Genomic DNA, 12,963 nt, shown 5'->3' with positions numbered 1-12,963 from the left:
AAGAGGCCTAAAGGTCGAAGGGTTCGGGAGCCGCGCCGATGACGCCATGCAGCCGCCCCGGCGCGCGGGCCAGCCTGGCGTCATCGTGCTGATAATAGCCCGCCAGAGCATAGAGGGTCAGGCCGCCATGCTGGGCCAGCGGGCCGCCGGCGACGCCGTCGCGGCTCAGCGCCTCGATGGTCTTGCCGATGTCGGGGGCGTCGGTGACCCACAGGGTCTGGTCGGCGCCGGACGGGCCGACCTCGACCTGGGCCACGGCCAGGGCGGCGGTCGGGCCCCAGGCGGTCAGGCAGGGCAGGGTGGCGAACACCTTCAACGTCGGCTCGGCCAGCAACCGGCCCCACCAGCTGGAGTCCGGCGTCAGGGCCAGCACGCCGACGCCGCCCAGCGTCTTGGCGGCGGCCAGCGCCTGTTCGGGCTTGTCGGCCAGCGACAGCTTCGGCGCGACCCCGAAACGCAGCCGGGCCAGCTCGACGGCGCGGCTCTCCAGCTTGCCGCCCCAGACAGTCAGGTGGAACTGGCCCTGCTGGCTCAGGCTGTCGCCGATGATCTCGCGCCAGATGCGCACGACAAGGGCCGGACTGGCCGCCGGATCACGCGCGGCCAGCAGCCGCCGCATGATCTGGGCCTCGCGCACCGGCCGCAGACCGAACTTTCCGCCGTCGCCCGCCGCCTTCTTGGCCTCGGCCACGGCCTTGGCCAGCGCCGCCCGTTCGCCCACAAGCGCCAGCAACTCGCCGTCGAGGACGTCGATGCGGGCGCGGATGGCGTCCAGTGTCAGAGGCGGTGTGGGGGCGTCGGCGCCCATAAATCTTCCCCGAAGCGAGCCTGCGGACCTATGGCATTGCGGCGAAAGGGGCAATACCCCTCAAGAGGCGCAAGAATATTCCATCATTGTAATCCCGGCCGCCGCGCAGCGATGAGCCGGGAAGACGGTAGATCAGAAAACCCGCGGCGACGGCCCCAAACCCAACGGCCCGAACTTCGCCTCGCCGTCACGGAGCTCGACCGGGCCGCCGAAGCTCTGGCCTCCGCCGTCCGCGTCTTTCAGTCGGGCGTCGAGCCGGCCTTCCAGCCGTCCGTCGGGCCCGACCCGCAGCGGCCCGCCGTTGCCGGTCAGCAGGGCGTCGCCGCCCCGCAGTTCCGCGCCGCGCACGGTCAACACGCCGCCGCCGTCGCGCCAGCGCCGCACGGCCGACGGCCAACTGTTTCCATGGAAGCCGCTGACCTTTGACAGCACGAGGTCCCAGGTCATCGAGACCGGCCGATCCTGCGCGATCCGCGCGGGCAGGCCCTTCAGCCGCAACCGCGCGCCCTCGACCCTGAACATCACGCCGCCCTGGTCGTCGGGACCCGGCCGGGTGTGCAGCTCCAGTCGGTCGGCCGACTGGATCATGTAGGGCCTGGCGCCGGGGGGCGTGTCGAAACTCAGGTCCACCCCCTCGATCGACAGCTTCGGCGGCGTCGCCCCGAACCCGCCGAGGCTCGCGCGCAGGGCCTTTGCCCGCACGGCCACGGGGCCGCCGTCCGGTCGCGTCAGCGTCACGCCTTCCGGCGCCACCATCATCCACTGGTCCAGCCGGTAGATATAGGCCTCGCTCTTCAGCAGCGGCATCGCCAGCGCCCAGCCTGACGGCTCGCCGATGCGCGGCTCGGTCAGGGTCACGTCGAGCCGGAAGGGAAAGCCGGTCACAGTCCGGGTCTTCCACGCCACCGGATAGCCCCGCGCCCGCAGCTGCGCGACGGCGGCGTCCATTCGGGCCACCGCCTCACCGCGCAGCTTGACCCAGGCGATGCCCCAGCCGCCGATCAGCAGCAGCGCCATCAGCCAGGGCAGAAAAAGTCCGATCCGCGAGGACTTCCGGGCGGGCGGGCGATCGGGCAGGGTCATCGGCGGGCACGCTTTGCAGGGACAGCGAATGGGCGACGCGGCAGGGGACCGCTGGGTGTTCGGATACGGATCGCTTATGTGGCGCCCCGGGTTCCCGTTCATAGACCGCCGACGTGCAACCCTCCACGGGCGGCGGCGCGCCTTCTGCATATATTCGGTGCACCATCGCGGCACCTATGAGCGTCCGGGGCTGGTGCTCGGCCTGGCCCCCGGCGGCGCGACCCGGGGCGTGGCCTATCGCGTCGCGGCCAGGGACTGGCCGGAAACCTACGCCTATCTGCGCGAACGCGAGCAGCCGACCGAGACCTATGTCGAGGCCTGGCGACAGGCCAGAATCGATGGCGTCGGCCGGGTCGAGACGCTCGTCTTCCTCTCAGACCCGAAACATCCGCAATGGGCCGGGGCCCTGACGCTGGAGCGGCAGGCAGACCTCATCGACGGCGCGACCGGCCTTTCCGGCCGCAACATCGACTACCTGCGCGATCTCGTCGTCCACCTGCGCGAGGAAGCCGTCCGCGACGCTGGCATGGATCGCCTGCTGGCCATGGTCGAGGCCCGCGAGGCGTCAGGGGCGGCGCCGGTCTAGCTGGCCCGCTTCCAGGTTTGCGACGCGCAGATGGGCGCGACGATGCAGCCCTTGAGCTTCAGCGTGTTGGGGTCGGTCATCTCGATGGCGCCCTGGTAGACGCCGCCGTTGCTCGGCCGATAGATCGCGCCGCCGGACCAGCGGGGCGGCCCGCCGGAGAACCCGGTCATGATCACCAGCCCCTTGAGCGTCCGGTTGCGCAGCGTGGGGTCCTTGTTTTCGGTGTCCTTCAGCGTCGGATCGGCCTTGATCTGGTCCGAGGTGAGAATCTTGCCGCAGATCTTGCCGCCGCAGTTGAACACCTCGACCAGGCCGTGGCTGTCGCCGGTCATCCAGACGCCGACGGGCGATCCGGGGCCGGCTGCGACGGATGAAGAGGCCGCGCCGGCCGTCAACAGCAGGACGGCGGAGAGGGCGAGGAAGGGCCGGGGCAGGGTCATGAGGGTTTCCGGTCAGGTCTGGAGTGTCAGCAGGATAGGACAGGGTCCGTATCCAGCGCGAGAGCGAGGGTCCAGTTCAGCGCCAGTATTGGCCCAAAACGGCGATCGTGGGGCGACTAGAGCCCCTCAGCGATCAGGGCGTTGGACGCCGTCTCGATGCGGGTCTCCATCTCGCGCATGAACTCACCGCGCTTGAGGCCGGGCGGGATGGCGGGCAGGAACTCGAACACGATGGTGCCGGGGTAGCGCAGCACGCCGTGGGCCGGCCAGTGCACGCCGGTGTTCAGCGCCATCGGCGTCACCGGCATGTTCAGGTCGCGGTACAGCGCGGCGATGCCCGGCTTGTAATCAGGCTCGGCACCCGGCGCCTTGCGCGTGCCTTCTGCGAAGATGACCAGCTGCCGAGCGTCCTTCAGCCGGTCCCGGGCGTCCAGCACCAGTTTCTTGAGCGCGGCGGCATGCCCCTCGCGGTCGACGACGATCATCCCGCCCTTCCGCGCGTACCAGCCCAGGAAGGGGATCCACATCAGCTCCTTTTTGGTCACGAAGCAGGCGTCCGGGAGCAGGGCGAAGCCGCCGAAGACGTCGAACATGCATTGATGCTTGCCGGCGATCAGCACGGCGCCCTTCGGCAGGTGCTCACGGCCGCGAACCTCGACCTTGATGTTGCAGATCACCCGCAGCAGCAGCGTGGTGCCCGCGCCGTACCAGGTCAGCACATGCGTCACCCAGCGCCGCGGCGCGAGGAACAGCGGGATCATGCACAGCGCGACGAGCAGGGAGTAAAGGTAGTAGGCGACGGTGAAGGTCAGCGACCGGACCAGGATCAAGGCTTGGTTCCTTTTGCGGCCGGCCCGGCCGGCGGCGTCTTCGAGGATTTGGAGCCGGCGCCGGCCACGCTTTCGCGGACCAGGGTCGCCAGAAACTTGCAGTACTCGATGGACAGCCGCCGCGCATCCCCGCTCTTGCGCCACCAGTGGCGAACGTCGACGGGGCCGGTGACCACGGGATAGGGCGTCAGGGTCGCGCCCGGCATCGCTTCCCGCAACAGCAGCATGGTCCGCGGCATGTGGTAGTCGGACGTCACCACGATCAGGCTGTCATAGCCCTTGCCGCGCGCCCATTCGGCGATTTCGCCCGCGTTGCCGACGGTGTCGGCGGCCGCGTAGCCGAGGTCGACGCAGCAGTCGTAGATCGGCTTCACCGCGCCGGTCACGGCCAGCAGGTCGGCGCGGCTGGCCTCCTTGTTCACGCCGGAAATCAGCAGCCGACGGCCCTTGCCGCGTTCGAGCAGCCGCACCGCCGCTTCCAGGCGCAGGTCCGAGGCGCCGGTCAGGGCGACTACCGCGTCGGCCACTGGCGGCTGGTCGGCCGGCGTCGAGCGCTCGATCCGCTGGGCGAACGCGACGAGGCCGACGGCCCAGATCAGGGCCAGGACAAGGACGGCGGCAAGAACGCGTCTCACGTCAACTCTCCAATCAGTCCGCGCGCGGCCAGCCGGGCGGCGACGGCGGCGACCAAGGCGGCCAGCAGCGGCGTCGGAACGACCGCGACAAGGTCAATCCAGGCCACCGGCAGCACCGGCGTCAGGCCCTGCCCCCCGCCGGCCAGTCTGGCCAGGGCCCCGATGATGGCCGCCCCGCTCGCGCCGAACAAGCCCGCCAGCGCCGCGGCCTGCGCGAATCGTGTCTGGAACAGGCGAATGACGAAGGCAGGCTGGGCGCCGGACAGGTGCAGCACCTCGATGGTGTCCCGGTCCGCCGCCATGGCCGCTCGCGTGGCGAAGGCGATCACCGCGCCGGCCGCCGAGGCGATCAGCAGGAACACGGCGAGCGCCGACCAGCGCGCGATCCCGGCGCCCCGCTCGATATCGCCGATCCAGAGACTGTGGTCGTCGACGGTCGCATCGAGGCCGGCGGCCTTCAGGGCCTGATCCAGCGCCGCGGCGCTGGCCGGGGCCTTTGGGTCGAGGTCGACGGCGACGAGGCGCGGGATAGGCAGGTCGTCCAGCAGCGCCTCATGGCCGAGCCAGGGCTCCAGCAAGGCTTCCGCCTTTTCCTTCTCCAGCGCGCGGGCTTCGGTGACGCCCTTGACCCCCGACAACGCCTCGGCGGCGCGACCGGCGGCGGCGTCCGGCGTCTCGGCCGCCTGGGCGCGCACCACCACGGTGGCCGAGCCGGTCAGCTGGCTGGTCCAGCCATGCGCGGCGCGGTTGGCGGCCAGCGCGCCCAGCGCCGTCAGGCAGGCGAGGAAGCACAGCACCGCGACCACGAACACCAGCGAGCCGTCCTGCGGATCGCGGCGCGGCAACAGCGGGCCGGGCTTCCAGCGTAGCGGGTCAAACAGGTCGCTCATGCGCCCGCCATCCCAACGCCCCGACCGAAGGCGCGCAGACGGCCCTTGTCCAGATGCAGCACGGGCTGGCCGGAGCGGGCGACGAGGTCCTCGTCATGGCTGGCGATCAGCACGGTCGTGCCGAGCCGGTTCAGCTCGACGAACAGCTTCAGAATGCGCAGGGCGTGGGCGTCGTCGACGTTTCCGGTCGGTTCGTCGGCCAGCAGGATGTCGGGGCGGTTCACCACGGCCCGGGCGATGGCCAGCCGCTGCTTCTCGCCGCCCGACAGGGTCGGGGGCAGGGCGTGCATGCGCGCCTTCAGCCCGACCCAGGCCAATAGTTCGGCGACGTCATTGCGGTATTCGTCAGGCTTGGCTCCGGCGATGCGCAGGGGAAGGGCGACATTGTCGAACGCCGACAGGTGATCGAGCAGCTTGAATTCCTGGAACACCACGCCGATGCGCCGGCGCAGGAACGGGCGGTTGGACGGGGCCACGGCCTCAACATCGCGACCGAACAGCTCGATGGTTCCGCGCGAAGGACGCTCCGCCAGGTAGATCAGCTTGAGCAGGCTGCTCTTGCCGGCCCCGGAGGCGCCGGTGAGGAAGTGGAACGACCCCGGCGTAAGGTCGAAATTGACGTCCCGCAGCACCTCGGCCGACCGGCCATAGCGCATCCCTACGCCGTTGAAGCGCAGTATGGGGCCGGCGAGCGGTTCACCGGTGGGTGCGGCGTCTCGGTTTCTGGACATGGGAGCCGAAATCGGCGACCTCAATGGAGGAGCGGGAGCGTCCGATTCGCCGGCATGATACTGACCTGTCCAGAGTGCGCTACCCGCTATTTCGTCCCCGACGACAAGGTCGGTCCCGAGGGGCGAACGGTTAAGTGCTCGTCCTGCGGAAACCGCTGGACGGCCCATGGCGAACCCGCCCTGGAGCTGTTCGTTGACGCCCACGAGGGCGCGACGGCCCGCAACACCCCCGACCCCGCCTTTGACGAACAGCCCGTCAGCGCCCTGCCGGGCGAGGAACTGCCGAAGGTCTTCCGCCAGAAGGCCGACACCGATCGCAAGGTCCGCGAAGCGGTGACCACCGGCATCGTCTGGGCGGGCATGGCCGTGGCCCTGATGGCCATGGTTGGAACGGCGGCCGTTTTCAGGGTTCATGTGGTCAAGCTCTGGCCAGGTAGCGCCGCGGCCTATGCCAGAGTGGGTCTGCGAGTAAACCGGCTGGGCCTGACCATCGAAAAGGTCCACGCCCGAGCCGACAAGGTGGACGGCCACGCTGCCCTGGCCGTGACCGGCGTGATCCGCAACATCAGCAATGAAGCCGTCGCGGCGCCGCCCTTGATCGTCTCCCTCTCCAACAAGGCGCATAAAGTCGTGGCCCGGAAAATCGCCGCGCCGTCGGAGCCTTCCGACCGCCTGATCCCGGCGGGCGGCGTTCGCCATTTCTCCGTTATGATGCTCGACCCGCCGACGACCGCCGCCGATCTGGACGTCGACTTCGATCTCGACCATCGGGCGGCGCCGGTCGCCCATCAACCGCAGGCGAAGCGGCCGGAGCTTCGGGGCTCGGCCGCGGCCGAACCCGTGGCCGGGGCGCCGGTCGCGGCGGCGGAAGCGCATCCGCTGCCCGACAGTTCTCCCTACGCGTTGCCCAAGGAAGGCCACTGATGAGCGACCAGCCGTCCGTCCTGATTTCGGAAGCCGAGGTCGCCGAGCGCGTCGCGGCGGTGGCCGCCCTGATCGCGCCCCGGATCGACGACGAAACGGTCATGGTCTGCCTTCTGACCGGCGGCCTGTGGTTCGCCGCCGACCTGACCCGCGCCCTGGCCCGCCGGGGTCGCCATGTGCATTTCGACGCCCTTTGGCTGTCGTCCTACCGTGACGAGCGCCACAGCTATGGCCGGTGCGAGGTCCGCGCGGACCTGCAGCGCCCGGTTCTGGGCCGCAAGGCGTTGATCGTCGACGACGTGTTCGACACCGGCCTGTCGCTGAGCGAGGCGGCCCGTCTGGTCAAGGACGCCGGCGCCGCCGAGGTCCTGACCGCCGTCTTCGCCAGCAAACCCTGGCCGACCGAGCGGGCGCTCAAGGTCGACTTCGTCGCCTGGGAAGCGCCCGCCCGGTTCCTGGTCGGCTACGGCATGGACGTGGCGGGCACGATGCGCGGGTTGCCGTACATCGGGGCGATGGACTGACTTCCAGATGATCCTCTCCGCGAAGCGGGGAGGGGGACCATGCGAAGCATGGTGGAGGGGCAGCGCTATCATCGGCGGGATGACCGGAATTCAGGATGGGGCCGCTTGCGTTCGCGCCGCCCCTCCACCGCCGTCCCGGCGGCCCCCCTCCCCGGCAAGCCGGGGAGAAATGTCAGTTCACCCCTCCCACTGAAACACCTCTTCGACCCCCACCCCGAACACCCGCGAAATGCGGAACGCCGCCTCGAGCGAGGGCGAGTACTTGCCCTGCTCGATGGCGACGATGGTCTGGCGGGTCATGCCGATGGCGTCGGCGAGCGCCTGCTGGGTCATCTCGCCCCGGTCGAACCGCAGGCGGCGGATCTGGTTCCGGATCGGCGGAGGGCCGGCCACGGTCAGACGCCCCGGCGATAGGCGATGATGATCCAGCCCGACCGGACCACTTCGCCTACCACCATCGCGGCCAGAATGCCGTTGGCCATGAACAGAGGGCTGACCTTGAGCATCCACAACGCCGATACGCAGAACACCGCGCCATTCAGGGCGTAGAATCCGGCGCGGGCGCCCTTGAGGTCGATCAACTGCTCCCGCTCGTCCATCGGCGCGTTCGCGGCCTTGCCGGAGGTGACAGCCAGGGCGATGGCCAGGATGATCTGCACGATGGTCAGCACCACCACACCGCCGATGAACAGGCCCACGGCCGAGGGGCTCAGCGACCGGTCCTGCAGGTCGGGCCACAGGATCCAGAAATAGGTTCCCCACACGCCGGTGGTGGCGAGCAGCGAAATCCAGGCGGACTTTTCGCGGAAGGGCATGACGGGCTCCAGAGGTGGAATGTCGGATATGTCCGACGTGGTGTAGAAAATATTGGACACAGAGTCCAGAATATTTTTCATCCCGCCGCTGCAAGCCTGCCGCCACGTCATACTTGCCGCTGCCCCGCGTGGCCTGACAGGCTGCCGGAAAAGCCTCCGGGAGCAGACGGCCATGGCCTTCGAAGCGATCACCACCGACCTGCGGGACGGGATCCTGACCATCACCCTCAATCGGCCCGACGCGCTAAACGCCTACACCGCCCGCATGGGCGCCGAACTGGCGCAGGCCTTCGTCGACGCCGACGCCGACGACGCGGTGCGGGTGATCATCGTCACCGGAGCGGGCCGCGGATTCTGCGCCGGGGCGGACATGTCGGCCGGGGCGGACGCCTTCGGCGGCGACGGCGCGAAACTGTTCGGCGAGGGCCGTCCGAAGACCGGCGCGCCGAAGGGCGGCTTTGTCGAGGCCATCTACACCTGCCGCAAGCCGTCGATCGCCGCGATCAACGGCGGGGCGGTCGGGGTGGGCATCACCATGACCCTGCCGATGGACATCCGCATCGCCTCGACGAAGGCCAAGATCGGCTTCGTCTTCGCCCGTCGGGGTCTCGCGCCCGAAGCCGGCGCCGCATCCTTCCTGCCACGCATCGTCGGCCTGCCCCAGGCCCTGCGCTGGTGCTACTCGGGCAGGGTGTTCGGCCCCGACGAGGCCCTCGCCGGCGGCCTGGTCAGCGAGGTGGTCGAGCCCGAAGTCCTGCTCGACCGCGCCCGCGAGATCGCCCGCGAGATCGTCGAGGAAACCGCCCCGGTCTCGATCGCCATCACCCGCGCCCTGTTCCAGCGATTCGCCGAAGAGCCGGATCCCCTGAAGGTGCTGGCCGTAGACGGTCCGCTGGCCATGGCCATGGGCGCGAGCGCGGACGTCCGCGAAGGCGTCTCGGCGTTCCTCGAAAAGCGCAAGCCGGCCTTCCCGGGCAAGGTCTCGACCGACATGCCGCCGCCCTGGCCGTGGTGGGAATAGGGGACATGTACCGCAGGTACGTGTCCCCCAATCGAGCAGCCCGGTTTAGGGGACACGTACCTTCGGTACATGTCCCCGCCTAAACCCAGTCCCCCGCCGTCTCGGCCGCCAGCATCTCGTCATAGGTCGGCCGGCGGCGGATCACCGCGAACCGCGCGCCATCGACCAGCACCTCCGGAACCAGCGGCCGGGAATTGTACTCGCTGGCCATCGCCGCCCCGTAGGCGCCGGCGCTCATGAAGGCCACCAGGTCGCCGGCGGCCATCGGCGGCAGCAGGCGGTCGCGGGTGAAGGTGTCGCCGGTCTCGCACACCGGCCCGACCACGTCGCAGATCACCGGCGCCGCGTCGGTCGCCTTCACCGGCTGGATCTCGTGATAGGCGTCGTACATCGCCGGCCGGATCAGGTCGTTCATCGCCGCGTCCAGCACCAGGAAGCGCCGGCCTTCCGGCCGCACGTTAAGGTGCGTGACGCTGGCAAGCAGCACCCCGGCGTTGGCGGCGATCACCCGGCCGGGTTCGAAGGCGAAGCGGATGTCCTTCAGTCCCGCCATCACGCGCCCGATCATCGCCGCGTAGGCGGCCGGTCCCGGCGGATCGGGCATGTTGAAATAGGGAACGCCCAGCCCGCCGCCGAGATCGAGCCGCTCGACGGTCATGCCCTCGGCGCGCAGGGCTTCGACCAGCCCGCGCATGCGCGTGAACGCGGCCTCGAACGGGGCCAGGTCGGTGATCTGGCTGCCGATGTGGCAGGCCACGCCGAGCGGCTTGAGGTGCGGGTTGTTGGAGGCGTTGGCGTACAGCCGCGCGGCCTCGTCGAACGACACGCCGAACTTGTTCTCGGCCTTGCCGGTGGCGATCTTGGCGTGTCCGCCGGCCGCGACGTCCGGATTGACCCGGAACACGATCGGCGCGCGCAGGCCCAGGTCTTTGGCCACCTGCGCCACCAGCTTCAGCTCCGGCTCGGACTCGACGTTGATCTCCGACACGCCGGCCTTCAGCGCGAACGCGATCTCGCCGCGGGTCTTGCCGACGCCGGAGAAGACGATGCGCTCGCCTGGAATGCCCGCCGCCAGCGCCCGGCGGATCTCGCCCTCGGAGACGGTGTCCGCCCCGGCCCCGAGATCGCCCAGGGTCCGGAGCACCGACACATTGCCGTTGGCCTTGACCGCATAGGCGACCAGCGGATCGCCCAGGCCGGCGTCGACCAGAGCCTCACGGAATACGGTGTAGTGCCGCTCCAGCGTGGCGCGGGAATAGACATAGACCGGCGTGCCCACGACCTCGGCGATCCGGGAAAGGGGCGTGTCCTCGCAATGGAGCTCGCCGCCCCGGACCTCGAAGTGGTTCACAGGCGTTCCGGTCTACTTGGGATTGGAGCCCGGGATCGGGGCTTCGGTCGGCGTGCGCCGGTCGATGGCCGGGTCCATGACGGTGCCGTTGGATGAGGCGCGCGGCGCGGGGCCGCCGGGGCCCGGAGGCTGCAGTTCGCCCAGCCGGCCGCAACCGGCCAGCGTCACGGCCGCGAGGGCCGTCATGAGGATCAGGGCCTTGGCTTTCATTTCAGAGCATCCTTCCAGCGCTTGATCTGGGACCGCACCTGGTCCGGCGCCGTTCCGCCATAGCTTACGCGGCTTGCCGACGAGGCGGCAGGGGTCAGAACCTTGAAAACGTCCGCGCCGATGCCCTGGTTCAGGGCCTGCAGCTCGGCCAGCGGCAGCTCGGCCAGGTCGACGCCCAGCTGTTCGGCCCGCTTCACCGCCGCGCCGGTCACATGGTGGGCGTCGCGGAACGGCAGATCGAGCTCCCGCACCAGCCAGTCGGCGAGGTCCGTGGCCGTCGAGAACCCGGCCCCGGCCGCGGCGGCCATCCGCTCGGTATTGGGCTCCAGGTCGGTGATCATGCCGGTCATCGCCAGCAGGCTCAGCTCCAGCGCGTCGAACGCCTCGAAGGTCGGGACCTTGTCCTCCTGCATGTCCTTGGAATAGGCCAGCGGCAGCCCCTTCATGACTACCGTCAGGCTGGTCAGCGAGCCGAGGATCCGCCCGACCTTGGCCCGGATCAGCTCGGCCGCGTCGGGGTTCTTCTTTTGCGGCATGATCGAGCTGCCGGTGGTGAAGGCGTCGCTCAGCCGGATGAAGCCGAACTGCGGCGTCATCCACAGCACGATCTCCTCGGCCAGCCGCGACAGGTGCGTGGCGGCGATGCTGGCGGCGGACAAGGCCTCCAGCGCGAAGTCGCGGGCCGAGACGCTGTCCAGCGAGTTGGCCGTGGGTCGGTCGAAACCGAGCGCCTTCGCGGTCATCTGGCGGTCGATGGGGAAGGGCGAGCCGGCCAGCGCCGCCGCCCCCAGCGGGCATTCGTTCATCCGCGCCCGCGCGTCGCGGAACCGCGAGGCGTCGCGGCCGAACATCTCGACATAGGCCATCAGATGGTGGCCCAGCGTCACCGGCTGGGCCGGCTGCAGGTGGGTGAAGCCGGGCATCAGCGTGTCGGTATGCGCTTCGGCCTTGGCGATCAGGGCGGCTTGCAGCCCCTCCAGCTGGGCGGCCGAACGGTCGCAGGCTTCGCGCACCCAGAGGCGGAAATCGAGCGCCACCTGGTCGTTGCGCGAGCGGGCGGTGTGCAACCGGCCGGCCACCGGGCCGATCAGCTCGCGCAGCCGCGCCTCCACATTCATGTGGATGTCCTCGAACTCGTCCCGGAACGGGAAGGTCCCGGCCTCCATCTCTGCGGCGATCGCCGAAAGCCCGCGCTGGATTTCGGCGGCGGCCTCGCTAGATATGACCCCCGTCTTCGCCAGCATAGCGGCATGGGCCTGCGATCCGGCGATGTCCTGGCTCGCGAGGCGCTTGTCGAAGCCGATGGAGACGTTGATCGCCTGCATCAGGGCATTGGGGCTGGCCGAGAACCGACCGCCCCACATGGCTTGCCCTTCACCGGGCTTATTCGAGGGTTTGTCAGTCATATGAGCGAAGTCCAGCCGGCCAAACCCGGACCCGACCTGTTGAAGTGGGCCATCCGGGGCGCCGCCCTGATCGGCGTCGCGGCGGTTCTATACGTCATCGTCAGCGCCTCCATCAAACCCAAGAGCGAGGCGGACTTGCGACAGTTCGCCAGGGGCGAGCTCGTCAAGCTGGTGGTGCCCTCCGCGCCGACCGCGCCGCCTACGGCCGGGTTCACCGACGCGACGGGAAAGGCCATGACCCTCGCCGACTTCAAGGGCCAGATCGTGGTGGTCAACCTGTGGGCAACCTGGTGCGCCCCGTGCCGCCTGGAAATGCCGACGCTGGCCAAGCTGGCGGCCGCCTACCAGACCCAGCCGGTGCAGGTCGTGGCCATCAGCGTCGACCGCGATGCCGACCTGAACCTGGCGAAGGACGACATCGCGAAGAACGCCCCGCTCAAGCTCTATCGCGACCCCGGCTACAAGTTCGCTTTCGGCCTCAAGCCCACGGCGGCGGGCTTCCCGACGACGATCATCTTCGACAAACAGGGCCGCGAACGCGCCCGCCTCAGCGGCGGCGCCGACTGGAACGGCAAGGAATCCCGGGCGCTGATCGAGGCGCTGCTGAAGGAGTAGGGGGGACTGCTCCCCCCCATCCGTCATCGTCGGACTTGTTCCGACGATCCATGCGTGGACTGTTTGCCGGGTGGGGCAGGGCGCTGAACGCGCG

The 12,963-nt window shown here is 69.6% G+C and carries 17 protein-coding genes; 5 read left to right on the top strand and 12 right to left on the bottom strand.

The annotated features are described in order from the left end of the window. Positions 1-7: 7 nt before the first annotated feature. Complete coding sequence (locus ACODSL_RS02245; protein ID WP_488898999.1) at positions 8-808, bottom strand: chorismate mutase; 801 nt, start codon at positions 806-808, stop codon at positions 8-10. Positions 809-940: 132 nt separating this feature from the next. Further along, a complete protein-coding gene (locus tag ACODSL_RS02240; protein WP_488898998.1) occupies positions 941-1,891 on the bottom strand; it encodes a DUF2125 domain-containing protein in 951 nt (316 codons plus the stop codon). A gap of 28 nt (positions 1,892-1,919) precedes the next feature. Here ACODSL_RS02240 and ACODSL_RS02235 point away from each other — a divergent pair, with 28 nt between their 5' ends. Beyond that, positions 1,920-2,477 carry a gamma-glutamylcyclotransferase gene (locus ACODSL_RS02235; RefSeq protein ID WP_488898997.1) on the top strand — a complete coding sequence of 186 codons (558 nt, stop codon included), beginning with the start codon at positions 1,920-1,922 and terminating at the stop codon, positions 2,475-2,477. On the opposite strand, the gene ACODSL_RS02230 is transcribed toward ACODSL_RS02235, so the two are convergent. The 5 genes from ACODSL_RS02230 to ftsE all read right to left on the bottom strand — a co-directional run bounded on the left by ACODSL_RS02230 (position 2,474) and on the right by ftsE (position 6,003). Beyond that, positions 2,474-2,917 (bottom strand): DUF2147 domain-containing protein, encoded by a 444-nt coding sequence (locus ACODSL_RS02230; protein WP_488898996.1) that lies wholly within the window; start codon positions 2,915-2,917, stop codon positions 2,474-2,476. The genes ACODSL_RS02235 and ACODSL_RS02230 overlap by 4 nt on opposite strands. A 116-nt stretch (positions 2,918-3,033) precedes the next feature. Continuing rightward, complete coding sequence (locus ACODSL_RS02225) at positions 3,034-3,747, bottom strand: lysophospholipid acyltransferase family protein (protein WP_488898995.1); 714 nt, start codon at positions 3,745-3,747, stop codon at positions 3,034-3,036. After that, a complete protein-coding gene (locus ACODSL_RS02220; protein WP_488898994.1) occupies positions 3,744-4,382 on the bottom strand; it encodes a YdcF family protein in 639 nt (212 codons plus the stop codon). Before ACODSL_RS02220 ends, ACODSL_RS02225 begins: the two co-directional genes overlap by 4 nt. After that, the gene (locus tag ACODSL_RS02215) at positions 4,379-5,272 is read right to left on the bottom strand and encodes a cell division protein FtsX (RefSeq protein WP_488898993.1); all 894 of its coding nucleotides are present in this window, start codon (positions 5,270-5,272) and stop codon (positions 4,379-4,381) included. Before ACODSL_RS02215 ends, ACODSL_RS02220 begins: the two co-directional genes overlap by 4 nt. Further along, entirely contained in the window at positions 5,269-6,003 is a 735-nt protein-coding gene (ftsE, locus tag ACODSL_RS02210; RefSeq protein ID WP_488898992.1) for a cell division ATP-binding protein FtsE, read from the bottom strand. Before ftsE ends, ACODSL_RS02215 begins: the two co-directional genes overlap by 4 nt. A gap of 54 nt (positions 6,004-6,057) precedes the next feature. Here ftsE and ACODSL_RS02205 point away from each other — a divergent pair, with 54 nt between their 5' ends. Both ACODSL_RS02205 and ACODSL_RS02200 read left to right on the top strand, forming a co-directional pair. Further along, positions 6,058-6,927 carry an MJ0042-type zinc finger domain-containing protein gene (locus ACODSL_RS02205; RefSeq protein WP_488898991.1) on the top strand — a complete coding sequence of 290 codons (870 nt, stop codon included), beginning with the start codon at positions 6,058-6,060 and terminating at the stop codon, positions 6,925-6,927. After that, positions 6,927-7,451 carry a phosphoribosyltransferase gene (locus tag ACODSL_RS02200; protein ID WP_488898990.1) on the top strand — a complete coding sequence of 175 codons (525 nt, stop codon included), beginning with the start codon at positions 6,927-6,929 and terminating at the stop codon, positions 7,449-7,451. The genes ACODSL_RS02205 and ACODSL_RS02200 overlap by 1 nt, the downstream gene beginning before the upstream one ends. Positions 7,452-7,628: 177 nt before the next feature. On the opposite strand, the gene ACODSL_RS02195 is transcribed toward ACODSL_RS02200, so the two are convergent. Further along, positions 7,629-7,844 carry a helix-turn-helix transcriptional regulator gene (locus tag ACODSL_RS02195; protein WP_488898989.1) on the bottom strand — a complete coding sequence of 72 codons (216 nt, stop codon included), beginning with the start codon at positions 7,842-7,844 and terminating at the stop codon, positions 7,629-7,631. A 2-nt stretch (positions 7,845-7,846) separates the two neighbouring features. After that, on the bottom strand, positions 7,847-8,266 hold the full coding sequence (locus ACODSL_RS02190) for a hypothetical protein (protein WP_488898988.1): 420 nt from the start codon (positions 8,264-8,266) through the stop codon (positions 7,847-7,849). A gap of 172 nt (positions 8,267-8,438) precedes the next feature. Here ACODSL_RS02190 and ACODSL_RS02185 point away from each other — a divergent pair, with 172 nt between their 5' ends. After that, positions 8,439-9,287: an enoyl-CoA hydratase-related protein gene (locus tag ACODSL_RS02185; protein ID WP_488898987.1), complete on the top strand. Its 849-nt coding sequence runs from the start codon at positions 8,439-8,441 to the stop codon at positions 9,285-9,287. 79 nt (positions 9,288-9,366) lie between these two features. Here the strand turns inward: ACODSL_RS02185 and lysA are convergent, their stop codons facing one another. From lysA to argH, 3 genes are read right to left on the bottom strand one after another with little or no spacing between them, the layout of a single operon-like run. After that, positions 9,367-10,638, bottom strand: a complete 1,272-nt coding sequence (gene lysA, locus ACODSL_RS02180) for a diaminopimelate decarboxylase (protein ID WP_488898986.1) — start codon at positions 10,636-10,638, stop codon at positions 9,367-9,369. Between the two features lie 12 nt (positions 10,639-10,650). Further along, positions 10,651-10,848 carry a hypothetical protein gene (locus ACODSL_RS02175; RefSeq protein ID WP_488898985.1) on the bottom strand — a complete coding sequence of 66 codons (198 nt, stop codon included), beginning with the start codon at positions 10,846-10,848 and terminating at the stop codon, positions 10,651-10,653. Next, on the bottom strand, positions 10,845-12,254 hold the full coding sequence (argH, locus tag ACODSL_RS02170; protein ID WP_488898984.1) for an argininosuccinate lyase: 1,410 nt from the start codon (positions 12,252-12,254) through the stop codon (positions 10,845-10,847). Before argH ends, ACODSL_RS02175 begins: the two co-directional genes overlap by 4 nt. Here argH and ACODSL_RS02165 point away from each other — a divergent pair, their 5' ends adjacent. Next, entirely contained in the window at positions 12,255-12,869 is a 615-nt protein-coding gene (locus tag ACODSL_RS02165; RefSeq protein WP_488898983.1) for a TlpA family protein disulfide reductase, read from the top strand. The last annotated feature ends 94 nt before the right edge of the window (positions 12,870-12,963 follow it).

Source organism: Caulobacter sp. FG121 (assembly GCF_057809815.1).
Note: the sequence above shows the minus strand (reverse complement) of the source record. Positions and strands in the feature narration are given on the sequence as shown.